Consider the following 23012-nt stretch of genomic DNA (forward strand, 5'->3'; position numbering starts at 1 on the left):
TTGGCTTCACGGTCGAGCGGGGGGCTCGGGTTCGACATAGATGATCTCCGTAGTGGCCGGAGACCCAGGTGTCAACGATGATCGTCAGTTTTATACGCAACACAACCTGAGCACAGCCGAATAGCTCTTGTAGGTATCAAGCGGCGGCGCGCCGCGCCGCCGTACCCGGCCCTCTGCCGCCCGCCGCCCGGGCGTGCGGCCTGGGGGCCGGTCCTGGCCAGCGGCGCCCCGGGCCGTACCCCACCGCACGCCCGCCGTACCCAACGCACTCACCGACCCCAGCGGCGCACCGCCACATCCGGGCGAGACTTTCCCGATTCCTACTCGGCCCCCTGGCCCGGCGAGGAGTGACGCGCGACCAGCTCGCCGATCGGCCCCGTACGCCAATCAGAGGTGTAGACGCCTACCTGAATCCGTCGATCGGCACCGATCGTGTGAACCTTCGAGGGAACTGTCTTCCGCCGACGGCCTCTCACGTCCACCGGCTCCACGGCACCGACACTGAAGGTCATCACGTCCACCGGATACAGGCCACCAATGCGTTTGCGCTGCACATCGACGAAGTCCGACCAGTTCACCGCAACCCTGAAGGTATCTCTCTGAGCGATCATTTTCTCCTCGGTAACCGTCAGACTTCGGCGCCGCACCTTCATCACAACGAAAAGCAGATACACCACGCTCGCGGCCACGGTAACCCCTGCCGTCAAATTCGCGGGCAACCCAAGGGCGATGGCCAGGACGCAATAGACGACGGCGAGCACGATGGCACCGACTCCACCAGAGAAAAAGGCGAGCGACCAACGTGGACGGTAGATGATCTGCATGGGCAAAACTGTACCGGTGCAGCCACAATCGCCACTCCTTCAACCCCATCGCCCTTGGCGGGCGCTCCGGCTCCGGGATGATCGCCAGGGGCGTGCTCACCGCCGCCGATCTGTGAGTGGCCGAGGTAGGGGCCACGTGCTCTCTATGCTGCGCCACAGCAACGCGATCAGAGAAAGGCCAAGGCTTGTCCGAGCGGATCACCTACACCATGCACCACTTCTCCCAGTCCAACCCGAAGGGACCAGGACAGGGAGAAGTGCCCGCGCTCCTTCGCAGGGTTGCCGACAGCATCGAGGAGCTGGGCAACGTCGAAGTCCATCACATGATCATGCACAACGAGACCACCGAAGACGGGGACTGGCCGAGCCTCACCGTGTACTTCGACTACGTGACCGACCACGCCTGACCTGGAACTCGGCTTCTGATCGTCGTGCCATTTGCGCGCAATTAGCCAGGGTGACGAGCGGGCAATCACGGTCACTCATGCCCGCTACGTGCCCGATCCCTCTCGATCTTCGCTCCTGCCCATGATCTCCTCGGCCGGCTTGCCCATGCCTCAGCAATCAGGTTGTCTCGCTCGCTCGCGGTGTGCAGATAGATCAACGCGGCCCGAGTAGTCGGGTGGCCCATGACTGAGGCGCCGCTCCCCGGCGGTGCCGGGTCATGTCTGAATCACCGCCGACTTTCGGTTTTATGTATCCGAATCCGGCCACGCCGCCATTGTGTGTTCTGCGGAGTATGTCGGCATTTCCAGGATGACGTTCTCCATCGCTGTCCACACCTGCACGATGCGCTTCATTCGCGTAATGGCCGGTGACGGATGGCACGAAGGCTTGTCAAGACGCTAAGGGTATCGCCGAAGCGCCCGGTCATGCCCCCTTGAGCGCTCTTGTTGCACTCTCATCCTGACGTTTGGATCTAGGGAGGCTCTTCTGTGGTGCATCACAAGCGGCGGTTCCGGACGCCTTACCCGTGCTGCCGCCTGTTCTGCCCGGCCCGGTCCTCTCGTAGTGCGCAGGGCGTCGGCCTGCGCTGTTCGCCAAGAGAAGGAGTCTTGAGTATGAGTGCACTGACCTACACCGTCCTCACCGATCCAACGTCGTTGGAGGCGTCAGTGGACGGGCGGACCCCGTCCACTGGGACGGTGTATCTGATGGTCACCAACACCGGAGAGGAGGTGGCCTGGTTAAGGATCGAGGTGAGGGTGCCGGTCGGCGACCGCGCAGGCGACCTGACCCGGGAAATCAGCACCATCGATCTGAAGGGCGAGTACACCGACACCCTGGGCACTCAGACGGACTTCCGAATCGAGCCCGATACCCAGCCGGTGAACATCCAGCAGCAGGGCACCAACGTTCTCGAGGTCACCCCTCAGAGCGGTCGCATAGCCGCTTTCGAACCCGGCGACTACATGTTACTGACACTGGAGAACGTCACCGTCGCCCCCACCGCCGGGGTGGCTGTGCTGATAGTGAGAGAAATCCTCAAAACCGATACCGGGTGGGAGACCAAGTACGCGGCGGTGCCGCTGGCGAAGGCGCCAGCAAAGGAGATTCCGGCACCGCGCGACTTCCGCCCGGACAAGGCGATGCTGGACACCGGAGAAAACCTCACGCTGAGCTGGGACGGGTCTCCCGACTTCACCTATGAGATCGTGTTCCCGGGCGGGCGGAGCCCCGTCTCGGGGGGTACCTGGTCACCGCCCACCCCGCAGCGGGCTACCACCTACATCCTCGTCGCCACCGACCCCATCACCCAGAAGCAGCACTTCCTCACCACCACCGTGCAGGTGCGCCATCCCGTGCTGGAATCGCTCACCGCCACCGCCGGCATCGACACACCCTGGGTCCAGGGGACGGCGCACAAGGGGCGCGTCACCTTCACCGACACAGGGGCGGAGATCTTCGACAACACGGGCGGGCAGGGTGCCGTGACGGCCGACAAGGCCCTCTTGAACGGCGTGAACACCGAATGGGTGCAAGGGCGAAGCGCCGACGACGGAAAGATCACCTTCCCCAAGGATGGGCTCGACGTCCGCCAAGGAAGCGGAGCGTGGGGAAACGTGCACGCCGACAAGGCCGACGTCAACGGCGTCAACACCAAATGGGTGCAGGGACGACACAGTGACGATGGATGGATCAGCTTCCCCAAGGAAGGGCTGAACGTGTATCGGGCGGGCACCCATGAGTGGGGGACCGTGTTCGCGAAGCACGGCCGAATGGCTTCAGGAAAGACTCGCCCCGGAAAGGGCTGGAGGGCCTACGCTCCCGACAGCATCTGCATCGACGTGGACACCAGCGCAGGTGGGTTCACCGGCGCCCCTGTCTACCTCACCTCCGTCGGAGGCGCCGGCGGCATGCAGTATGACCTGGTCGGCACCAGTGCGATCTACGACATCACCGCCAACAAGTTCAGCGTCTACCTCAAATGGCGCGACGACCGCGAACTGACTCCCGCCATGGCCCAGCAGTTCGGCTGGTACATCAACTGGATCGGCTACGACACCCCCTGACCTCGCACACAGGCTGTGCGGCGACGATGTCGATCAGCAGGTCGACGATCTGGGGATGCTGGGGCGCCGTGGCCGAAGGGCATGGAGGCGCCCTATGTCGCGTCGCGGATGGCGCGGGCGGCGTTGATCAGACCGATGTGGCTGAAGGCCTGCGGGAAGTTTCCGATGGGTTCCCCTGTCGCTGAGTCGACCTCTTCGGCCAGCAGGCCGACGTCGTTGGCGTACGAGGACGCGGTCTTGAACGCCCGTTCGGCCAGGGCGCCTTCGCCTGCGAGTGCCAGGGCGTGAGCGAGCCAGAACGTGCACAGCAGGAACGTGCCCTCCTCTCCGGGGAGTCCGTCGGCGGTGCGGTACCTGTGCACCAGGCCGCGGGCGTCGGTCAGGCGGGTGGCCACAGCGTCGACGGTGGCCCGCACGCGGGGATCATCCCCGGGCAGGAAGCCGACCATAGGCATCATCAGCACGGAGGCGTCCAGATCGGCGGCGGCGAACGTCTGGGTGAAGGCGCCCACGTCCTGGTTCCATCCGCGGGCCAGGATCGCGGCGCGGATCTGCTCGCGGGCGCGCGTCCAGCGGTCGACGTACCCGGTGGCCCCGAGCAGGGGTGCCAGGGCGATCGCCCGGTCCAGGCCCACCCAGCACATGAGTTTCGAATGGAGGAAGTGCCGGTTGGGGCCCCGTATCTCCCAGAGGCTCTGGTCCGGTTCCGGCCAGCGGCGGGCGGCCGCCTCGGCCACGTTGATCAGGAAGGAGCGGGTATGCGCGTCGAGCGTGCCCGCGTCGCGGTAGATCTGGTGGGCCGCGTCCAGCAACTCCCCGTAGACGTCGATCTGGCGCTGCAGCCAAGCGTCGTTGCCGACGCGCACCGGAGCGCTGCTCCGCCAGCCGGTCAGGTGGGTCAGCGGCCGTTCGCTCAGGTCCCGTTCGCCGCCGACGCCGTACATGATCTGCAGGTCCACGCCGAGGTCGAGCTGGGTCGCCGAGGCGCGGGCGAGAAAGGCGAAGAACGCGGTCTCCTCCATCTCGCACGCCGCCGTCGCGAGTGCCTGCAGGGTGAAGCTGGTGTCGCGGATCCAGGTGTAGCGGTAGTCCCAGTTCCGCTCTCCGCCGATGCTCTCGGGCAGGGACGTGGTGGCCGCGGCGACGATGGCCCCGGTGGGGGCGAACGTCAGCGCTCGCAGCACCCGGCCACTCAGAGCCACCTGATCCTGCCAGGGACCTTCGTAGCGGGCATGCAACTGGGACCAGGAACGCCAACCCGCGACGGTGTCCTTGAGGCGGCGGCGGATGTGCCGCGGGTTCCGGCGTGGAGGTTCGGCACCCCAGGCCCAGCCCGCTTGTAGGGCCAGGCCGAGGCGTTCCCCGGCTCGCAGCGTGACGGTGGCGTCGGCGACCGAACCGCTCACCCGCAGGTCGACGGGCGCCGACAAGGTGAGGACGTGCGCCCCGCCGTGGGCGATCAGACCGCCGCGTACGGGCTGCATCAGCGGCTTGACGAGCCCGAACTCGGGCCTCGGCGCGAACGCGAGCTCCACAGGGACGCGTCCTTCGACGCAGGTCACCTGGCGCAGGAGGACGCCGGGCGAGGACGCGCCCATCGCGTGCCCGCGTTCCCTGCCACCCAGCGCGAGCGCGTCCATCAGGACCACGGTTCCGTCGGGGCCGCGGAAAGTGGTCTCCAGCACGAGGGTGCCGTCCAGATATCTGCGGGCGACCTCCGCGGTCCTGGCGGGGCGGATCGACCAGTAACCGGCGTTCTCGTCGAGCAGCCGGGCGAAGATGGACGGGCTGTCGAAGCGCGGCATACACAGCCAGTCCACCGAACCGTCGGAGGTGACCAGGGCCGCGGAACGGCAGTCCCCCAGCAGGGCGTGGTCGCTGATCGGTCGCGTGCTCAAGGACGCCTCGTCAACCACTCGGCGAGGACCGCGGGGTTCGCGGCGGTCGCAGGCGGGTGCGGGGCCGCGGCCGGGTCAGGGCCCTGCGTCGGCGCGTCCTGATGGCGTAGACGAGCGCGGATCCGGCGAAGAGCACGCCGGTCACCAGCAGCCATCGGCCGAGGTACGGGCTCAGGTCCAGCGCCGTCGACCTGCGGTAGTTGGCCTCCGAGAGACGCAGGATGAGCGGGAACCAGATCAGGAACAGCAGCCCGGAAAGGGCGGCAGGCACCCGGACATAGTTGATCGACGGCGCCCAGGCGACGGGAGCGGACGGCGGACGTCGGCGACGCCAGGGACGCCGCTGCACGGCGACGTCGGCGAGGGCGTACAGCGGGTAGAGCAGCAGGTCGTGGATGATCGCGGCCCCGACGAACCACACCAGGAAGCCGACCCAGATGCCCGCGGCGACGACCCGGGTGGCGGCGTACCCGGCTAGGGCGAAGCAGGCGATCAGCGCCAGCAGGTGCAACGGGTCGGCCCCGTAACGGGCGGCCAGCCGCCGGTAGGTGGCGCGGATGCGGGCAGCCATGGCGCCGCTCACGATCCGGTGGGGTAGAAGGTGAGCTTGCGTACCCACTTGGTGTTGTGCACGCCGGGGGCGTTCGGGACGATCACCCTGGCGGGGAATCCGTGGTCGAGCGACAGGTCGGCGCCGTTGACCCGCAGGGCGAGCAGGGAGCGGGGGTCGGCCACCTGGGCCGCGCTCAGCGACGCCTGGCCGAAGGCGCCCCCGCGTTCCAGGGATTCGACGAACACGTACACCGAGCCTGGCGACGCGCCCACCAGCCGGGCCAGGTCGGCCAGCCGCACGCCCGTCCACGTCTGCTCGGTCGACCAGCCCTCCACGCACGCGATCGGCAGCCGGTAGGTGTGCGACGGCATCGCCAGCAGGTCGCCGCGGTTCAGGAGCGCCGTGAGCGGGCCGAGTACCGCCAGTTCCCATCCCGGGCCGGTGTCGGCTGGGTTGATGCCCATCTCGGTGGCGGCCTTGTTCACCTGGAAGTCGTTGGGGCCGGAGCCGTAGTCCCGTCCGTGTGGGGCGAGCAGCGCGGTGCGGCGCAGCGGACCGTCCATGGTCTGGCCGACGGACAGGCCGAGCGTGACCAGGGAGGCGCCGCCGACGAAGGCGAGCAGGCCCCGGCGCGACATGGTCGGCTCCGCGGGGTGCACGGGGGTCAGGCCGTCCGGGTCGGGAGGCTCGGGACGGGTGGCGGCGAGGCCGGTCCGCAGCTCGCGGCGGAAGCTGCGCGAGCGCAGTGACCGGAGCATCGTCGGCAGTTTGACGGCGGCGTGCACGACGAACGCCGCGAGGAAGATCCACGCCCCGTAGAGGTGGGCCGGGTAGAAGGAGAACGGGAAGACGTAGAAGAGCTGGATGTTCAGGATGCCGGTGACGAACTCGAACACCGCGCCGCCGACCAGGAGCAGCAGGCTGGCACGTTCCAGCGCCTGGGCGGGCGAGCGGGCTGGAGGCCAGGCGAACAGCTTCGGGATCACCGACCACAGCTTGGCCAGCAGCACCGCGACCAGTGTGAGCCCGAGGATGACGTGCACTCCCTGGGTGAGGCGGTACAGCCAGGCCGGGTGCGTCGGCCAGTCGAACAGGTAGAAGCTCAGCCAGCCGCTCTCCGGGGTCGTGTCGTTGACGGGCAGCCGCGGGTTGTAGGCGGCGTAGGACACCAGGCCGGTGATCGCGACGATCGGGATCCCGATCAGCAGCACGAGGCCGAGTACCGAGGTCAGCCACGGGCCGCGCAGCGGGCTGCGCCAGAACTCCGGCCGGAACGGACCCGGTGGCGGGCCTGACGGCCAGGCACGCCCCGGACGCGCGGGTGTGCGGCCCGCCTTCGCGGCGGGCTCGTGCTGAGCGTCCCCTTGGGACGGCCGATCTGACACCGATGTCCCCCGAAATCAGCGTCTGCCAAGAAGCAGGCAAGGACTCACATCAGTCGGCCGCGAGTCCCACTTAGCAGAAATGCCCCTTTCGAGCACTGTAAAACGACAGCTCTTTGATCATGATCGGATGCTGGTCGGACCGCGCTCGGCGAGGTGGCCCCACGCTGATCCGACAGCGATGGAGACGGCCAGCAACACAGCGCTTCCGGCGATGTCGAGGACGTAGTGGTTCCCCGTGATGAGCACGACTGCCGCCATACCCAGCGGAAAGATCCACGGCAGCAACGCCAGTCGCGGGTGGGAGGCCCGCAGCGCGTACCATGCGGCATACGCGCACCACAACGACCACCCCACGTGCATGCTGGGCATCGCCGACAGGTTCTGGCCGCTCTCGATCTCTCGTGAGGCATGGCCGCCCAGGATGTCGTGCCCGGCAACGATGTCGACGACGCCCGGCAGGGCGAACCGTGGGGGCGACATGGGCAGCGCCCAGTAAACGGGCAGCACGAGGACGGCCATCGCGACGAGGGTCCGGCGGACCTTGATGTAGACATCGGCGTGCCGGACGAAGACCCACACCAGCACACCGATGATCGCGAGGTAGTACAGGCGGTAGTAGTACACCGCCGGCTGGATGAGGGCCGGGTGCTCGGTGAGCCACTGGTTCGCCCTTAGCGCGATGTCCAGGTGGAGGGCCCGCTCTATCGATTGCAGGGCCAGAGCGTTGGCGGTGGCGGCTGCGACGTCCTTCCCGAGGGCGGCATGAAGCCACAAGAAGAGCAGGATCACGAGCAGCAGCGCCTTCCCCTGATCCACAGCACCTCGTGAAACTCAGGCAAGATCGCCGAGGAGCTTCGAGTACACATACATGTCGCGACGTTCATCGCCCACGTCCTGCCAACTGCGCAGCAGCCCCTCACGGACGAACCCCGCTCGCTCAGCAGCCTTCCAAGACGGCGCGTTCCACGGCTCCACATGCAACTCCAGTCGCGGAATCCCCAGCCCCTCCAAGCCCCAGGACGCCACCGCTCGCAACGCCGCACACGCGACACCCTGTCCTCGAGCCGACCTTGCCACCCAGTAACCCACCGAAGCTCGTCCACGCGGACCCGGCCACAACCCGATCTGCCCCACGGCCTGGTCATCGCCGGCATCCGCGATCGCGAAGGAGTACCCAACTCCGTCGACGGCCCTACTCCACTGACGGCGGATGAAGGCCGCGCCCTCCGCATCCGAGTAACTCGACGGCACGGTGGTGATCAAAGGAATGTACGGATCCTCAGAAGCCTCCTGCACCGCCGCAACATCGTCCAGCCGCCACGGGCGAAGCAAGAACCTCTCACTGGCCGACAGTTCAGGAACAATGAGCGGGTTGTCCATCCCCGCATCCTGCCACCGAAGACGATCCCATCCGCACAAGCGAGCCTCCGGGATGATCACCAAGGCCATGCTCATCGACGATCGCCGAGGTGGAAGCCTGATCACCCGCCGCCCACCGTCATCGACCGGGTCGCCGAAACCCTCAGCAAGGCCGCCGCCTGACCCGGCTCAAGAGCTGGGCACGCCGAGGATGAGATAGGCGAAGCCCCACACGTCGCGAAGCCCTCGCAACCAGATCGACCGATGATCGTCGAGCCGGGCCCGTACCTCTTCGGCCTCGGGATGGTCGCCGTTGGCGAGCAGCCACTCCTCAGCTCCGGCGGCGTATCCGGACTCGAACTCCTCCAGTTCGCTGCGCGTCGCCGTTTGGATGCGCAGCGGGCGGAAGCCCTCGGTGGTCGCCACGTCGACCAGATCGGGCAGGTAGAAGCACTCGTCGATAGTCGTTCCCGGCCACATGTGCGCCAGCTGTTGCTCGCTCGGCGTCCGCTCCCAGTAATCGGCGCCGAACAGCAGCACGCCGCCGGGGTTCACCAGCTGGCGCAACGCCGTGAGCGCCTCGGGGACGGTGCCGAACGCCTGGTAGGCGCCGCTGCTGATGACGACGTCGGCCGCGCCGGCGTGATCGGTCGCCGAGCCCTCGATGAAGTCGACCCGATCGGCCAGCCCCCGCTTCGCGGCGTTGTCCCGGCCACGTGCGATATCGGGGCCGCGGACGTCGATCCCGATCCCGCGCGTACCGGGCGTGACCTCCAGGATCCGCAGCAGCAACTCGCCCCAGCCGCAGCCGTAGTCGACAACGGTGGCGGGGTTCCGCGCGGCCAGCTCGGCGGCGATACGGTCGGCACGCTCGGTGGAGAGCGGGCCGTGGAACGTCAGGTGGGATTCCGAGGCGAACCCGGAAGCAAAAGGCACTGGAATTCCTCACATAGTGGTCTTGGAGGCCGGCGATGCGGCCCGTCGGGCGGCCTGTCTCAACCGATCGCGTCGAGCAGCAGCTTCGCGGCCACCGTCGTCCCGTCGGTGCGGATCTCATCGGCCACAGCTCTCGCCCGGTCTTGGGTCTCGGGGGTCAGGGCTGTTTTGAGTGCGGCTGACAGGGACTCGAAGGTCGGGGTCGGACCGTCGTGTGCTGCGCCGATGCCCAGCTCGGCCACCCGTCCGGCCCAGTATGGCTGGTCCGCCGCCTGGGGTACCACCACCTGCGGCGCGCCGGCCCGGGCGGCGGTCGTCGTGGTGCCAGCGCCGCCGTGGTGCACGACGGCGGCCATCCGGGGAAACAGTGCCTGGTGGTTGACCTCGCCGACGACGAAGCAGTCGTCCCGGTCGTCGATCAGGGCCAGGTCGGCCCACCCGCGAGCGATGACCGCGCGGCGTCCCTGCGCGCGGATCGTCTCGATGGCCACCTGGGCGGCGTCGGCTGAGGCGTGCATGGGCATGCTGCCGAAGCCCACGTACACCGGTGGTGTGCCGGCGTCCAGGAACGCCACCACCTCTGCCGGGAGTGGCCGAACGTCGGGGACGATCCACGCGCCGGTCTGCACCACGTCGAAGTCCGGCGTCTCCTGCCACGGGTCCAGGACCGGATCGGTGGCCAGCCACGGCCGGTCGCCGATGACGTAGTCGCGGACGTTGCCCACCGGCGGCAGGCCGATCGAGGCCCGGTTGGTGTTGAGCGCCGCGCCGAACAGCGCGTTGATGCTCTGGGCGTCCAGGTCCCACAGCGCCCGGTTGTCGCTCACCTCCGGCGGGAACGGCCGGCCCGGATACGCCAGCGGCCGGTGGTGCGGCGACGGCAGGGTGAGCTGCTGGAAGGTCACCGACACCGAGCGGATGCCCAGTTTCTCGGCCACCGACAGCCCGCCCGCCGCGGCCGGCAGCATCCCGGTCGCCACCAGCACATCGCATCCCTCGGCCGCCGCGGTGACCACCTCGAACTGGCTGGCGATCACCTCGGCCGCGCGCTCCGGCAGCGAAGACGCCGGCGGCGCTCCGGCCGCCAGCGCACGCGCCGACCGTCCGACCGCCATCAACGGCACACCGACGCCCGCCAACCGCCGCGCGAAGTCCTCATCCGGCGGCGCGCACACCCGCACCTCCGCGCCGAGCTCCCGCAACCGCACCGCGAGCCCCACCAACGGTTCGACATCCCCGCGCGACCCGTACGTCGACAACAACACCCGCATTTCGTATCCCCCGTTTCCGCAGGTTCTGGCCTCGGCCGACGATTCTGCGGCATGACCCGGGTCTTGCCGCAAGCCCCCTGGTGCGCTATATGTTGAGCGTGGCGGGGAGTAGATCTCCTCGCCATTGTCGTGCGCTGTGGACCGTCGACCTCGATCTTCGCGTTGTCAGACCAGGTCGTGCGTCGGTGATCACGTCTCCCCGGCCGACCTGTCCCGCGGATGCTCCGCCGCCTGCAGCAAGGGAAGGAACGCGTACGCGACCTGTTGGGCCGGCCTCCATGGGGCCCGCTGTACCAGGACCTCATCGGCGAAGCACAGCACGACCCAGAGGTCGCCGCCGCACTCAACCGGCGTTTCATCGAGCCCCAGACCGCCAACACCCTGGCTCGCCTCAGGTCCGCCAAGGAGCAGGGGCAACTCGCACCCGACGTCGACCTGGACCTGGCGTTCGAGATCCTGTCCGGCCCCTTGTACTTCCGACTGCTGATCACACAGCAGCCGCTGACGCACGCCTACATCGACCGCGTACTCCACGCGCTCTTCGCCGGGATGAGCCCCAGACCGCAAACGCGATAAAGGCAGCCAGTCCGAGCGGGCGGGACCGTAGCGGGGGACCTTCGCTGCGCGTCGTGGCGACGCCGGGCCGCTTCCCCACCGCGTTCGCCCGCCGACAACTCCCGGCGCACCGGCCGGTGCAGTGCCGACAGCGACGGCACAGGGCCGCACGCCGGGACCCTTACCCGTCGCCTCGGCCCCGTCGCATGGTGACCGGTGCCGCAGCTCACGCAGAAGCTCGCCGGCGCGCAACCCACAAAGTCCATTGCAGCCAACGAGGCGCAACGGATACCTTCGCCAGGCCGCCCACATGTGGGTCGGCGCCGTCGACAAGGAGGTGTGCAGCACATGCGCAGGAGCCGTCTCCACCAGACCCCGTGCTCTGCCACCTGCTACTTCCTCAAGACGGAGACACCTTGTCGATTCGCATCACCAAGCTGACCGACCCCGACCGCACGGCGTCCAGCCACCGTCTGGCCTGGCTGGCGTCCGGGCCCGCCGGAACTCCCGTCGGATCGGCCTTCCTGCGCCTGTTCACATCGTCCGGCCAGGATCACCTGGCGGAACTCGAACTCGCCGTCCATCCGGCCGAGCGGCGCAACGGCACCGGCTCTCAACTGCTGGCGGCGGCTGTGGCCACCGCCCGCGCCGAAGGCCGACGCTGCGTCACAGCCCAGGCCGAAGCGGGCTCACCCGGCGACCTGTTCCTCTCGGCACTGGGCTTTCGCAAGGTCCAGACCATGATCTTCACCCGGCTTGCCCTGGCTCGGGTGGACATCACCGCCCTCAAGGAGATTATCCGACAGCCGCATCCCGGCTACCGGCTGGAGTCGTGGGACGGCACCGTCCCCGACGAGCTCGCGGAGACCTTCGCGGCCTCGCGGCGGGCCATGGACGACATGCCGATGGATGACGCCGACTACGGCACGATGATCTGGGATGTGGACCGGGTTCGATCGGTGGCTCGGGCCGTCGAGAAGCGAGGCGACCTCCTGCACACGGTCGCCGCCGTCCGAGTGGCGGACGGTGCGATCACCGGGTTCACCGAGCTTGTCGTGCCCGGCAGCCGCGTGGGTGACGGCCAGCACTACGGCACCGGCGTCCTGCCCGAACACCGCGGGCTTGGCCTCGGCCGATGGATGAAGGCTGAGGCGATCCGGCAGGCCATCGAGTACCACCCGCTTCTCGACGGCCTGCTGACAGACACGGCCGCGAGCAATCGGCCCATGCGCGCCATCAACGACGAGTTCGGCTACTCGCCCACACACACATCGCTTCGGTACCAGCTCGATCTGTAGACGCGCCGGCCGGGGACGCGAAACGTGCGCCCCGGCCTGGCGTTGCTGGTTGAAGGTGACTCATGCCACACGCAGCGGCTGCTCCGACGTCCGGACCAGGTCCGCGATGGAGTCGTGGATCCTGTGCTGGTACGGCTGGCGCGAGCCGTACCCGATGGAGGCCGCGACGTTGCTGCCCGCCAGCCTGCCTTGGCGCAGGGCATGTCGCCCGCTCATCGGGGTGATCTTGCCGGGCCTGGTGAGGTCGGGGACGGCGGCCACGTCGCCGCAGGCGTAGATCTCGGGATGGCCGGGCACGGCGAGGTGCTCGTCCACCCTGATCCTGCCCTGCTCGGCCGCCAGTCCGAGGTTGGTCACGAGCGGATCGGGGCGGACCCCGAAGCTCCACACGATCGTGCGGGTGGGGATGAACTCGCCGTCGGTGAGCCGCAGCCCCCGGGAGGTGACCTGGCCCAGCGAGGTCTGCGTCCGGACGTCCACCCCCCGCGACCGCAGCATCCGTGCCGTGGTCCTGGACAGGCGGTGCCGCATGTCAGGCAGCAGTCGCTCGGCGGGATCGGCCAGGATCCAGCGGAGTGGCTGCTCGCGCAACCGCGGGTCGCGGCAGGCGATCGACTGGGACAGCGACTGCCCGGCCGAGGCCGCCGCCGTCCCCGCGTATCCCGCGCCGAGCACGACGAACGTGCAGCGCGCCGCGCGTTCGAAGGGATCGGTGCTCGCGGCGGCCAGGGAAAGCTGCCGGTGGATGTGATCGCGCAGATGGAGGGCCTGGCCGACGTTGTGGAAGCCGACGCTGTGCGCCGAGACCGCGGAGACCTGGGCGACTTCGCTCACGCCTCCCGCCGCGACGATCAGCCGGTGGTAGTCCAGCACGCCGCCGTCGTAAAGCACGCGCTGGGCGTGGGCGTCGATGTGGGTGACCGTGCCGAGCACCACCCGCACGCCCGGTAGCGTCTCAGCCAGCGGCACGCTCACTCGATCCGGGCTGAGGACGCCCATCATCGCCTGCGGGAGCAGTTCCGGACGCAGCGCGACGCCGGTCGGGTTGACCAGCACGATCTCCGCGCCGTCTCCCACCCTGCGCGACAGGGTACGCGCCGCCTGGTATCCGGCGACCCCAGCTCCGACGATCACAACCTGTGGCCGGTTCGGTGTCACTGTCATCTCCCTGAGGTGATCGCCGGCTCCCGGCGCTCTTGCTGCGCCGGCGCCAGCCGTTCGTGGAATCCGCCGTCCGGGGACCGCGTGATGATCCCGGTCTCCACTCCGTGCTCGGCCACGTGGTGGTCCGTCTGCTGAAGTGCGAGGCAGATCCATCGGGTGAGGATGAAGGCGATGACGGGGCCGATGACCACGGCGAACCTGAAGAAGATCGTCACAGCATCGACGGTGAGGTGGAACTGGTGGGCGATCTGGTCGTTGGCCGCGGCTGCCCACAGCAGGCCGTAGAACGTGACGCCGGCCACCGCGACGGCCGTCTTCACCGGCGTCTCGCGTGGCCGATCGAGCAGGTCATGCGCGAGCGCCTCGCGGGCCATGCGGCTCGTGGTCTTGGGCCGACCCAGCGCGTCGCGGCGGCTGCGTCGCGAGCCGAGGAAGCGCTCGGCCATCGGGTAGGCGGCCAGGGCGGTGAAGAAGACCCCGGGTATCACCAGTGTGGGGACGAGGACTGCGAGGCTGAGCGTGTAGTCCCCGATGGTGAGTTCCCACCTGGGCATGATCCGGAGGGCGCCATCGAGGAACCCCATGTACCAGTCGGGAACCGAGCCCGCCGAGATCTGCGTCGGCCTGGCAGGGCCGTACAGCCATATAGGGGCAATCTGGAACCCGAACCCGAGAATGATCAGCATGCCGATCGTCGCGAGCGCCATCGTCGGGCGTGCGCTCCGCCGCGTCGGCACCGAGGCGATGAACCGCGAGTGGCCATGCCGCCGCACCAGCAGTTCACGGGCGATCAGCAGCGCGGCCATGACGACCGCGATCAGCAGGTGCCCCCCGTACATGACCGGAATGACCCTGTCACCGGGAAAATACGGGCCGAACAGCAGCGAGAGCGCCCAGGTTCCCACCACGGGGATGGACTGCACAACCGACATGATCAGCCACAGGCTCCCGCCCGACAGCATGTCGTCAGGCAGGGCGTTGCCGGTCTCGCCCGCGGCCATGCCCAGCGCCAGCAGCGTCACCCAGATCAGCCACTGCCCGGTGCGCGGGCGGCGGAACGCGCCGGTGAGGAACATACGCAGCAGTTGCAACACGACGGCCGCCACGAAGACGAGCGCCGCCCAGTGGTGGACCTGGCGGATGAGCAGGCCGCCGCGCACCTCCAGGCTCAGACGCATGGTCGAGTCGAAGGCCTTGCTGACGAAGAGTCCGCGCATCGGGCCGTGCGAGCCGTCGTAGGTCACCTGGGACATGCTGGGGTCGTAGAACGCCATCAGCACCGCCCCGGTCACCACCAGAACGACGAACGACCAGACGGCGATTTCCGCGAACATGAACGACCAGTGGGAGAACTGAAACGAGCGGCGCTTGGCCGACAACGAACGCATGTGACGCCCCCTAACCTTGCCTACTCACATGACGGAATCGGGCCTGGGGGTGTGACATCGATGAGGCGTCGGCGACGGTGATTCCCGTCACTACCATCGGGTCCTTTGTCGGGGCTGACGTGACCACGCCTGCCCGTACGGGGTCACCCTGGTCACGGTCGGCGACTGAAGTGATCCCCCGACGGCGTGCCTCCCGGACCGTAGCGCCTGTACTTGCGGGACCTGGCTACCCGGGGTTAATTTGGCCATATGACCAACTTAGGCGATCGACCAAATTCGGGTCGTGGTGATCGACGCCGGGAGCAACTGGTGGACGCCGGCATCGCGCTGCTGTGTGAAGGGGGATGGCCGTCCGTCACCACGCGTGGCGTGGCCGAGCGCGCGGACACCAATCCCGGTCTGATCCACTACCACTTCGGCGGGCTGCCCGGTCTGCACGCCGAGATCGCCCGTCAGGCCGGAGAGCTGGTCATCAACCCCCTGGTGGCCGAGCTCCTCGGCGCGCCGGACGAGCGGGCGGCGCTGGCGATGGTGCAACGCCTGCTGCCGGAGACCACCGGCGACGAGCAGACCACCCGGCTGGCCGTGGAACTGATCGCGGGGGCGATGCGCGACCCGGCACTCGGCGAGGTTCTCCGGGACCAGCTGCGGGAGGCCCGCACGCAGATCGCCGACCGTCTGGGCGGGCTCCACCCACGCTGGTCGGCCCAGCGGCGGGCCGGAGTGGCCGTCCTCATCACCGCGCTGATCGACGGGCTGATGCTGCACTACATGCTGGACCCCGGCCTACCGGCCGGAGCGGCCCTGGCGGCCGTGGAGGACCTGCTGGAAGACGAGCGGCCATGAGGATTCTCATCTGCGGCGGCGGCGTCGCCGGCTTGACGTTGGCGTACTGGCTGCGGCGCCGGGGTTTCGAGCCGGTGATCGTGGAGCGCGCCCCGCACGGCCGCCTGGGCGGGTACGGCATCGACTTCTTCGGCACCGGGTACGACGTCGCCACCCGCATGGGCATCATCGACCGGCTGACGCCACACCAGCTACCGGTCGACTCGGTGGACTTCGTCGACGAGTCCGGCCAGGCCACCGCCCGGCTGACCGGCGCGCTCCTCAACAAGGTCATCCGGGGGCCGCATCTGGGGCTGATGCACACCACTCTCGAGGGAGCTCTTCTGGACGTGATCCAGAACGACGTCGAGATCCGCTACGGCGAGACCATCACCGCGGTACGGGAGATCGGCACCGCCATCGAGATCGACTTCGCCAACGACGGCACGGAACGGTTCGACCTCCTGGTGGGCGCCGACGGGATCCACTCGGTCACACGGGACCTGGTCTTCGGCCCCGAGACCAGGTTCGCCCGTCACCTCGGCTGCCATCTGGCCTCCTACCCGGTGCCCGACCGCTACGACATCGGACGAGTCCGGGCACACTACACCGAGCCAGGCCGGCAGGCCGTCGTCTATCCGACCGGGCAACCCGGCGAACTGATCGCCTTGTTCCTGTTCAGGGCGTCCCGCGCGGGAAGCGTCCCGCGCGCCCAGCGCCTGGACCTGCTGCGCGCGACCTTCGACGGCATGGGATGGATCACGCCGTCGCTGCTGGCCGACGCCCCTGCGAGCGAGACCGTCTTCATGGACACGATGACCCAGATCGTCATGCCCGCCTGGCATCGCGGCCGGACGGCGTTGATCGGCGACGCGTGCGGCTGCATGACCATGGTGTCTGCGCAGGGCGTGTCGATGGCGATGGCCGGTGCCTACGTCCTGGCCGAGACGCTGCACGCCGAGGGCGACCACGTGCGCGCGTTCCGCCGCCACCAGGAACGCATGCACGCGGAGGTGACCCGGCGGCAGCGCAACGCGCTGTTCTTCGCCCGGTCACTGGTGCCCGGCACGCGAGCCGGGTTGATCGCGCAGAGCCTCGTCAGCCGGCTCGTCATGCGCAACGCGTTCGCGCCCGTACTGCGCCGCCAGTTCGGCGTCGGCACCATCCTGCCGCCGCAGGACGCGGCCCCCGTCGACGTGAGAGAGGACTGAACCGTGGAGATCGTCAAGAAGACCACCCCGCCGACCGGGCTGCGGCGCAGGCTGTGGCGGCTCCCCATACGGCTGTACCGGATGGGGCTGGGCCCGCTTCTGGGACGCCGGATCATGCTTCTCACCCACATCGGCCGAGTCTCGGGCGAGCGACGCCAGGCCGTCATCGAGGTCATCGAGCATGACGAGCACGGCTACGTGGCAGCCTCCGGATTCGGGCCGCGCGCCGACTGGTACCAGAACGTCATGAAGGCCCCGGACGTCACCATCCAGGTCGGCGGCCGAACCCTCCAGGTGCTCGCCACCCCGCTTCACGCCGACGAAGGCGCGCAGCTCATGGCCCGGTACGCGCCGCGCCACCCGGCCGCCGCCCGCCAACTCTGCAAGATCATGGGCTACGCGGTCGACGGCAGCGTCGAGGACTACCGAGAGGTCGGCCGGCACATCCCGTTCGTGCGGTTCACGCCCCGCGGCAACCGTCCACCGGGGACCTGATCTGTTATCTCCGACCGTCCAGCCCGCCAGGGAGCCATGTTTGCACTGAGGACGGCCATCAGCGCGACGGGTCAGCACCGAGAGGCCTGTATCCAGCTCCCTCACCCAGGTCGAGGAGAACCTTGCCTGAGCCTTGATCGTTGGTGGAGCTGCTTCGGCACTCCAGCCGAAGGATGCTCCAGCGAGATCAGCTCGCCTCGCGCAGCGGTTGAAACTGGACGCTCAGCCGCATCTCCAGAGCCTCCGCGAGCCGCTCCAACATGGGGATGGTCGGCATCGTTCCCCCTGCCTCGAACCGTGCTACGGCTGGCTGCTTCAGTCCAGTACGCTCTGCCAGTTCTGCTTGCGTCAAACCGAGTTGCTCACGCCGCAGTCGAACCGCCTCGCCCAACTCGAACCGAATCCTCGCCGCCTCATACGCTGCTCCCGCACCGGGACGGCTCATGATCTCAGCCTTCTTGTTGGCCCAGGACCCGCGCTCTCCCACTCCACTCGCTCCTCATCTGCGCTGTGCGCCTCAGCTATGCACCGCTGCATGGCCCGCCATGCGCGCTCGATCTCGGCGGGCTCGCGCATCCGCTGCTTTCGGAACACCGTCAGCATGATGATCCGCCTTCCGGGAGCGATCCAGTAGGTGATCCGTACCGCCTCCCGGTGAAGATCGAAGCGCAACTCCCGCAGCTTGCCATGGAGTTGACGGGTGTAGGGCTCGTCGAGCAGAACACCGCGCCCAGCCAGCAGATCGACGTAGAACGCTGCTGTTTCCTGGTCCTCCTGATCAAGCGTGTCGAACCACTCATCGACCTCAGGCTCCACCTCTCCCCTTCATAACACAGACGTTATAGGTACCGGCAAGAGCCAGATCCCGGGAATGCGAAATCAGGGACGGACACTCACCGCCTGGGACCAATGAGAGAGCTCGACGACTCGACATCCGATCTGCAGTTCGCGGCCCCAGCCCGAAAGCCCGCCGTCTTCGCGAGGGCTCGACGGCCCCCAGTGATCCCACCCACTGGGGGGCTCGCGAACGTCGCGAGGAGGACGAGCGCGCGGAACCGCCTGTCATGGGCTCAGTCGGCCTGCCCGTTGTCCATCATCTTCCACAGCACGTGGTCTGCCTCTTCACGAGTGAGGAACACTTCCGGATGTGTCAGTCCCGCTCGGGGTAGTAGTTCGCCGTGTCCAGCACCGTCTTGCCGGCCAGAGCTTCGGCGGGGAGCTGTTCGTAAACCTTCACCGGGATAGCCGCCACCACCAGGTCTCCGGCGCGCGCCGCACGCCCGCCCAGGTCAGCGACAAGATCAGCGAGTGTCTCAGGGCCTCGCGCATTACTGAGGACAACCTCAAGGCCTGCCGCGACGGCCAGGCGGGCGACGGAAGAACCGATCATTCCGCTGCCGATGAGCCCGAGCGTTTGGGGCACGGCTTCTCTCCGTTCGTTCGGGTAGCTGTCGCGATAAGAGCCGGCGGCGGCGATCGAGCTCGGGGGCCCAGCAGGATCGGCCCGGCGACACCGGCCGGGTGACGGCGGACCGTGCGTGTCTCGTCCTGTGAGGAACGGACCTTGTCACGGGAGGACGACGATGCGCCCGCGGGGGTGATCAGGCTCGGCGCCTTCTTGGAGGTGGTGGGACCGGGCGGCCTCGGTGAGCGGCAGCCGGGTCCCGATCCGGGAGACCAGGGTTCCGCGGGCCAGGAGGTGGTTGATCGCCGTGGCGGCCGCGGCGAGTTCGGCTACGGTGGCGTTGCTGATCACGAAGCCGCGGAGGCTGGCGTTGCGCGTGTAGAGCTGCCCGACCGGCAGCACGGGGGTGGCGCCGAGACCGGCCATGATGATCATCCGGCCGCCGCGGGCGAGCAGGGGGACGGTCTGCTCCAGGTGGTGTTGGCCGGCGTTGTCCCAGAACACGTCCACGCCGTCGGGAGCGAGTTTGGCGATCTCCGCGTACGCATCCGGGTCGTGGTAGTCGACGACCTCGTCGGCGCCGCACCGCCGGCACCAGGCGAAGTCGTCCGGGCGCGCGGTCGCGATGACCCGCGCCCCCGCGGCCGCGGCGAGTTGGACGGTGGCGGTGCCGACCCCGCCGCCCGCGCCGGCCACGACGACCGTCTCCCCGATCCGCAGGTCCGCCTCCTTGACGAGGCCGATGTGCGCGGTGGCGGCGGTGTGCAGGGACGCGACCGCGTTCTCCGGATCAACGCCGCCGGGCAGGTGGTAGAGCCGGTCGGCGGGCACGGCGGCGTACTCGGAGAAGGACCCCTGGCGACCGTCGAGCCCCAGGCTGTTGCACCACACCGCGTCGCCGGGAGCGAACCCCGGCCCCGCCGTGACCACGGTCCCCACCAGGTCGCGGCCGATGATGAACGGGGACGGCAGGCGCGTCCGGTAGGCGCCGGAGCGGACGAAGGTGTCGACGTGGTTGACCGCGAGCGCCCGCACCTTCACCAGGACCTCCGACGAGCCGGGCTCGGGCACGGAGAGCCGGCCGATCCGTATCTCGTCCGCCGGGCCGGGGCGCGTGACGTACGCCGCGGTCATGGTCTCCTGGTCGCTCATCGTTCCTCTTCCAGGTCGGCGAGGTACATACGCGCCCACGCATGCCTGAGGTCACCCTCGTCGGCGCCGCCGAAGGTGTAGGCCGGAGACAGGATCGGCAGCGCCCGCTCCACGTGCACGAGGATCACGCGATGGGCGGGGTAGCCGGGACCGTTCAGGTTGAGCAGCCACGCGTGCAGCCACTCGTACACAGGGTCGCCGGGCTCACGGAACTCCGCGGTGCCCTTGAACCGGTAGCCCCGCCTGCGGAGGAAGTCGATCGAGTTGATCTCGATACGCGGATCGCGTTCGAGGTTGCCGACCGTGTTCGGGGACGCGATGTCCATGAAGGCGATGTGCTCGTCGTCGTACACCCGCATCGACCCCTTGGGCGAGAGATTGGGCGAGCCGTCGGGGCACACCGTGGCCACGAAGGACAGACGCGCGGTCTCCACGATCAGCCGCATATCGTCGTCGATTGTCTTCATCGTCGCTCCTTCGGTGAGGCCCACGCTTCGACCTCGCGGAGGAGGTCTCCGCGCTTCCCGCGTAGGTCCTGCCTTGATCGGACGGGCCATGCAGTCACGACCGGTTCTCTGCCCAGCTCGGGCCTCCATCAGGCCATGATCGATGGAGTCCCGGGCTGACAGTGCGGGTTCGGTTCCGTCACCCGCTCCATCTACCCAGACCTTCATGCGCAACCGCACCACTGGCTTCGGCGGGCACGGCGTATCGGCAACGAGCTCAGCAACCTCCTCCAGAGCGGCGAAGGAGAGTGGACACCCCGTCATCCAGGACAGGCCGCTCGGCGACCTGACCGCTACTCGCCCGGGCTTGGGGCAGTCTCCTGGCTGATCCACTCCAGATGGTCAGCCGCTACGGGCGATCGCCGGACTGATCCCGATCCTCATGCGGATAGTGCCCATGGTGCTTCTGGCGCTGTCGTTCGAGGTAGCCCACGCCGGTGAAGAGCAGCCCCATGGCCGCCGCTCCGACGAGCCAGACGATCAACACGTTCAGCGTCAGCGCGGAGCGAGCGTCCGCAGCGGCTTTGACGAGGATGGAGACGCCGAAGAGACCGCAGGAGACCAAGAACATGATGAACCCGAGTCGTACGGGATGGGTCGCGGAGAAGCGCTGGCCGCGGTGCGGCTCAACATCGCCGCCCATGAACGCGTTTACGCGCCAGTACCAGTCCGCAAGGAGTTTCGAGAGGCGCACAGACGACCCCTTTCATGCCTCCGACGGAGGGCTCCGAATGTCCAAGGGCATTGCGGCTGTCGAAGGCCCGTGAAGACTGAGGTGGAAGCCTGATCATCCCGTCCGCCATCGAGCCGGGACAAGCGGAGCAGGCCGGATGATCAGGCGGGCGACGTGCGCGGAACGAGTCCGCATGCTGTCTTTTGCTCGATGCAGCGACATGATCAGGGAGTGGGGCAGTCGTCCGAGCAGATCCGGGTGGACCATGCGCCACTTCGCCCAGTCGAACCCTGAAGGTGCAGGGCGAGGCTCGTGCGCCCACGTACGGAGCCCTCGTTGTCAGGGGACCCGCGGCAGATGACGGCCCAGGACACGTGAGATGACCGTCTCGGCGGGCCTTCCGAGGACTCGCTCCAGATCGGGGGTCTGCCTTTCCAGCGCGCCCGCGCGCACCTGGGCAGAGATCCAGCTCATGGGGCCCGGGTCGGCGTCCGGGAGTTCGCGGTAGGTCACTCCCAGCGCTGTGGCCACCTCGGGGTAGCTCCACAGGGGGCCGGTGAAGTCGTAGGCCTGGCCCAGATGCCCCTCCCCCGTCAGGACGTTCGCCGCCGCCACGGCCAGGTCTGACCGGAACGCCGTGTTCAGGCCGCGGCCCCCGGTACTACTCGTGATCGCTCCGTCGGAGACCTGCGGGACGAACGCGTCGCTGTAGAAGGGATGACGCAACAGCGTGTACGGCAGACCGCTGTCGAGTATGGCCCGTTCGGTGGCGAGATAGGCCTCCGTCATGCCGGTGGCGGCCGTGTCGGCTCCCAGGAAGCTGGTGAAGACGATGGCACCGACCCCGACATCCTTGGCGGCGGCCACGGCGGCCAGATGCTGCCCGATCCTGCGGGCGGAGTCGAGTTCGGGCGAGGAGATCAGAAGGAGACGGCCGGCCCCTTCGAAGGCCACCCGCAGACTTGCCGGATCGTCGTAGTCGCCGCGCCGTACCGGTACGCCTTCGGGAGCCCGTTCGGGATCACGCACGACGGCTACGACGTCCCCCCTCGTGCGTAGATTGTCGATGACGAGGCGGCCGAATGCACCGGAAGCGGCCGAGATTACGATCATTGAGAAGACTCCCTCTTTGACTTCCTCCCCCTCCTAAAGCTAAAGGAGGGAAAGTCCCACCCTCGCGGGTAAGGTTTCCTGCTTCACAGCCGACCGCACGCGGAGCAGGTCTTGCTGGAGGGGTACCAGCGGTCGATCACGATCAAGTGCCGCCCCTGTCTGGCGGTCTTGTACTGCAGTTGGCGCCGGAACTCGCCCCATCCGCAGTCGGAGATGACCCGCGCCAGTCGGCGGTTGCGGACCATGTTCTTGACGGCCAGGTCCTCGATCACGATCAGGTCGTGCTCGCGTACCAGGCGGGCGCTGGTCTTGTGCAAGAAGTCGGCGCGGGCGTCACGGACCTTGGTGTGCGCGCGGGCGACCTTCGCCCTCGCCTTGTTCCTGTTGTTCGATCCGCGCTGTTTGCGGGCCATGCGCCGCTGGTAGCGCGCCAGATTCTTCGCCTTGCGTTCCAGATGGCGCGCATTGGCGATGCGCTCCCCGGTGGA

General features: G+C 68.2%; 25 protein-coding genes. 7 read left to right on the forward strand and 18 right to left on the reverse strand.

What is annotated here, in order from left to right; translation table 11 throughout:
* Window positions 1-320: 320 nt before the first annotated feature.
* Window positions 321-824 carry a hypothetical protein gene (locus ABT294_RS50170; protein WP_350813644.1) on the reverse strand — a complete coding sequence of 168 codons (504 nt, stop codon included), beginning with the start codon at window positions 822-824 and terminating at the stop codon, window positions 321-323.
* A 185-nt stretch (window positions 825-1009) separates the two neighbouring features.
* On the opposite strand from ABT294_RS50170, the gene ABT294_RS50175 reads away from it, so the two are divergent.
* Together ABT294_RS50175 and ABT294_RS50180 are read left to right on the forward strand one after the other, a co-directional pair.
* The gene (locus ABT294_RS50175; RefSeq protein ID WP_350813645.1) at window positions 1010-1231 is read left to right on the forward strand and encodes a hypothetical protein; all 222 of its coding nucleotides are present in this window, start codon (window positions 1010-1012) and stop codon (window positions 1229-1231) included.
* Between the two features lie 654 nt (window positions 1232-1885).
* The gene (locus tag ABT294_RS50180; protein ID WP_350813646.1) at window positions 1886-3337 is read left to right on the forward strand and encodes a hypothetical protein; all 1452 of its coding nucleotides are present in this window, start codon (window positions 1886-1888) and stop codon (window positions 3335-3337) included.
* A 92-nt stretch (window positions 3338-3429) separates the two neighbouring features.
* On the opposite strand, the gene ABT294_RS50185 is transcribed toward ABT294_RS50180, so the two are convergent.
* The 7 genes from ABT294_RS50185 to ABT294_RS50215 all read right to left on the reverse strand — a co-directional run bounded on the left by ABT294_RS50185 (window position 3430) and on the right by ABT294_RS50215 (window position 10739).
* Window positions 3430-5235: a glycoside hydrolase family 15 protein gene (locus tag ABT294_RS50185; protein ID WP_350813647.1), complete on the reverse strand. Its 1806-nt coding sequence runs from the start codon at window positions 5233-5235 to the stop codon at window positions 3430-3432.
* A 10-nt stretch (window positions 5236-5245) separates the two neighbouring features.
* Window positions 5246-5806: a hypothetical protein gene (locus ABT294_RS50190; protein ID WP_350813648.1), complete on the reverse strand. Its 561-nt coding sequence runs from the start codon at window positions 5804-5806 to the stop codon at window positions 5246-5248.
* 8 nt (window positions 5807-5814) lie between these two features.
* Window positions 5815-7173, reverse strand: coding sequence for a molybdopterin-dependent oxidoreductase (locus tag ABT294_RS50195; protein ID WP_350813649.1), 1359 nt, complete (start codon window positions 7171-7173; stop codon window positions 5815-5817).
* A gap of 117 nt (window positions 7174-7290) precedes the next feature.
* Window positions 7291-7989, reverse strand: a complete 699-nt coding sequence (locus tag ABT294_RS50200) for a phosphatase PAP2 family protein (RefSeq protein WP_350813650.1) — start codon at window positions 7987-7989, stop codon at window positions 7291-7293.
* A gap of 15 nt (window positions 7990-8004) precedes the next feature.
* Window positions 8005-8553 carry a GNAT family N-acetyltransferase gene (locus tag ABT294_RS50205; RefSeq protein ID WP_350813651.1) on the reverse strand — a complete coding sequence of 183 codons (549 nt, stop codon included), beginning with the start codon at window positions 8551-8553 and terminating at the stop codon, window positions 8005-8007.
* Window positions 8554-8721: 168 nt separating this feature from the next.
* Window positions 8722-9468 (reverse strand): SAM-dependent methyltransferase, encoded by a 747-nt coding sequence (locus ABT294_RS50210; RefSeq protein ID WP_350813652.1) that lies wholly within the window; start codon window positions 9466-9468, stop codon window positions 8722-8724.
* A 59-nt stretch (window positions 9469-9527) separates the two neighbouring features.
* Window positions 9528-10739 (reverse strand): glycosyltransferase, encoded by a 1212-nt coding sequence (locus ABT294_RS50215; RefSeq protein ID WP_350813653.1) that lies wholly within the window; start codon window positions 10737-10739, stop codon window positions 9528-9530.
* A 219-nt stretch (window positions 10740-10958) separates the two neighbouring features.
* On the opposite strand from ABT294_RS50215, the gene ABT294_RS50220 reads away from it, so the two are divergent.
* Together ABT294_RS50220 and ABT294_RS50225 are read left to right on the forward strand one after the other, a co-directional pair.
* Window positions 10959-11315, forward strand: coding sequence for a TetR-like C-terminal domain-containing protein (locus ABT294_RS50220; RefSeq protein ID WP_350813654.1), 357 nt, complete (start codon window positions 10959-10961; stop codon window positions 11313-11315).
* Window positions 11316-11710: 395 nt separating this feature from the next.
* Window positions 11711-12592 (forward strand): GNAT family N-acetyltransferase, encoded by an 882-nt coding sequence (locus ABT294_RS50225; protein WP_350813655.1) that lies wholly within the window; start codon window positions 11711-11713, stop codon window positions 12590-12592.
* A gap of 60 nt (window positions 12593-12652) precedes the next feature.
* Here ABT294_RS50225 and ABT294_RS50230 read toward each other — a convergent pair whose 3' ends face one another.
* Both ABT294_RS50230 and ABT294_RS50235 read right to left on the reverse strand, forming a co-directional pair.
* Window positions 12653-13756 (reverse strand): NAD(P)/FAD-dependent oxidoreductase, encoded by a 1104-nt coding sequence (locus ABT294_RS50230; protein ID WP_350813656.1) that lies wholly within the window; start codon window positions 13754-13756, stop codon window positions 12653-12655.
* Complete coding sequence (locus ABT294_RS50235; protein WP_350813657.1) at window positions 13753-15144, reverse strand: cytochrome b; 1392 nt, start codon at window positions 15142-15144, stop codon at window positions 13753-13755. Before ABT294_RS50235 ends, ABT294_RS50230 begins: the two co-directional genes overlap by 4 nt.
* 309 nt (window positions 15145-15453) lie before the next feature.
* Between ABT294_RS50235 and ABT294_RS50240 the strand changes: the two genes are divergently transcribed.
* The 3 genes from ABT294_RS50240 to ABT294_RS50250 are packed head-to-tail and all read left to right on the forward strand — an operon-like array spanning window position 15454 to window position 17675.
* Window positions 15454-15990 carry a TetR/AcrR family transcriptional regulator gene (locus ABT294_RS50240; RefSeq protein ID WP_350813658.1) on the forward strand — a complete coding sequence of 179 codons (537 nt, stop codon included), beginning with the start codon at window positions 15454-15456 and terminating at the stop codon, window positions 15988-15990.
* Window positions 15987-17180 carry an FAD-dependent monooxygenase gene (locus ABT294_RS50245; protein WP_350813659.1) on the forward strand — a complete coding sequence of 398 codons (1194 nt, stop codon included), beginning with the start codon at window positions 15987-15989 and terminating at the stop codon, window positions 17178-17180. Before ABT294_RS50240 ends, ABT294_RS50245 begins: the two co-directional genes overlap by 4 nt.
* A 3-nt stretch (window positions 17181-17183) precedes the next feature.
* Window positions 17184-17675 (forward strand): nitroreductase family deazaflavin-dependent oxidoreductase, encoded by a 492-nt coding sequence (locus ABT294_RS50250; protein ID WP_350813660.1) that lies wholly within the window; start codon window positions 17184-17186, stop codon window positions 17673-17675.
* Between the two features lie 187 nt (window positions 17676-17862).
* On the opposite strand, the gene ABT294_RS50255 is transcribed toward ABT294_RS50250, so the two are convergent.
* The 8 genes from ABT294_RS50255 to ABT294_RS50290 all read right to left on the reverse strand — a co-directional run.
* The gene (locus ABT294_RS50255) at window positions 17863-18120 is read right to left on the reverse strand and encodes a helix-turn-helix domain-containing protein (protein WP_502912252.1); all 258 of its coding nucleotides are present in this window, start codon (window positions 18118-18120) and stop codon (window positions 17863-17865) included.
* Window positions 18117-18491 carry a type II toxin-antitoxin system RelE/ParE family toxin gene (locus ABT294_RS50260; protein WP_350813662.1) on the reverse strand — a complete coding sequence of 125 codons (375 nt, stop codon included), beginning with the start codon at window positions 18489-18491 and terminating at the stop codon, window positions 18117-18119. The genes ABT294_RS50255 and ABT294_RS50260 overlap by 4 nt, the downstream gene beginning before the upstream one ends.
* Window positions 18492-18825: 334 nt before the next feature.
* Window positions 18826-19098, reverse strand: a complete 273-nt coding sequence (locus tag ABT294_RS50265; protein ID WP_350813663.1) for an NAD(P)-binding domain-containing protein — start codon at window positions 19096-19098, stop codon at window positions 18826-18828.
* A gap of 144 nt (window positions 19099-19242) precedes the next feature.
* The gene (locus ABT294_RS50270) at window positions 19243-20232 is read right to left on the reverse strand and encodes an NADPH:quinone reductase (RefSeq protein ID WP_350813664.1); all 990 of its coding nucleotides are present in this window, start codon (window positions 20230-20232) and stop codon (window positions 19243-19245) included.
* Entirely contained in the window at window positions 20229-20699 is a 471-nt protein-coding gene (locus ABT294_RS50275; RefSeq protein WP_350813665.1) for a pyridoxamine 5'-phosphate oxidase family protein, read from the reverse strand. The genes ABT294_RS50270 and ABT294_RS50275 overlap by 4 nt, the downstream gene beginning before the upstream one ends.
* A 388-nt stretch (window positions 20700-21087) precedes the next feature.
* A complete protein-coding gene (locus ABT294_RS50280; protein ID WP_350813666.1) occupies window positions 21088-21432 on the reverse strand; it encodes a hypothetical protein in 345 nt (114 codons plus the stop codon).
* Between the two features lie 318 nt (window positions 21433-21750).
* A complete protein-coding gene (locus ABT294_RS50285; RefSeq protein ID WP_350813667.1) occupies window positions 21751-22524 on the reverse strand; it encodes an NAD(P)H-binding protein in 774 nt (257 codons plus the stop codon).
* 83 nt (window positions 22525-22607) lie between these two features.
* A partial coding sequence (locus tag ABT294_RS50290; protein WP_350813668.1) for an RNA-guided endonuclease InsQ/TnpB family protein occupies window positions 22608-23012 on the reverse strand: 405 nt, incomplete at its 5' end.

This window comes from Nonomuraea sp. NPDC000554 (genome assembly GCF_040300065.1).
Lineage (GTDB): Bacteria > Actinomycetota > Actinomycetes > Streptosporangiales > Streptosporangiaceae > Nonomuraea.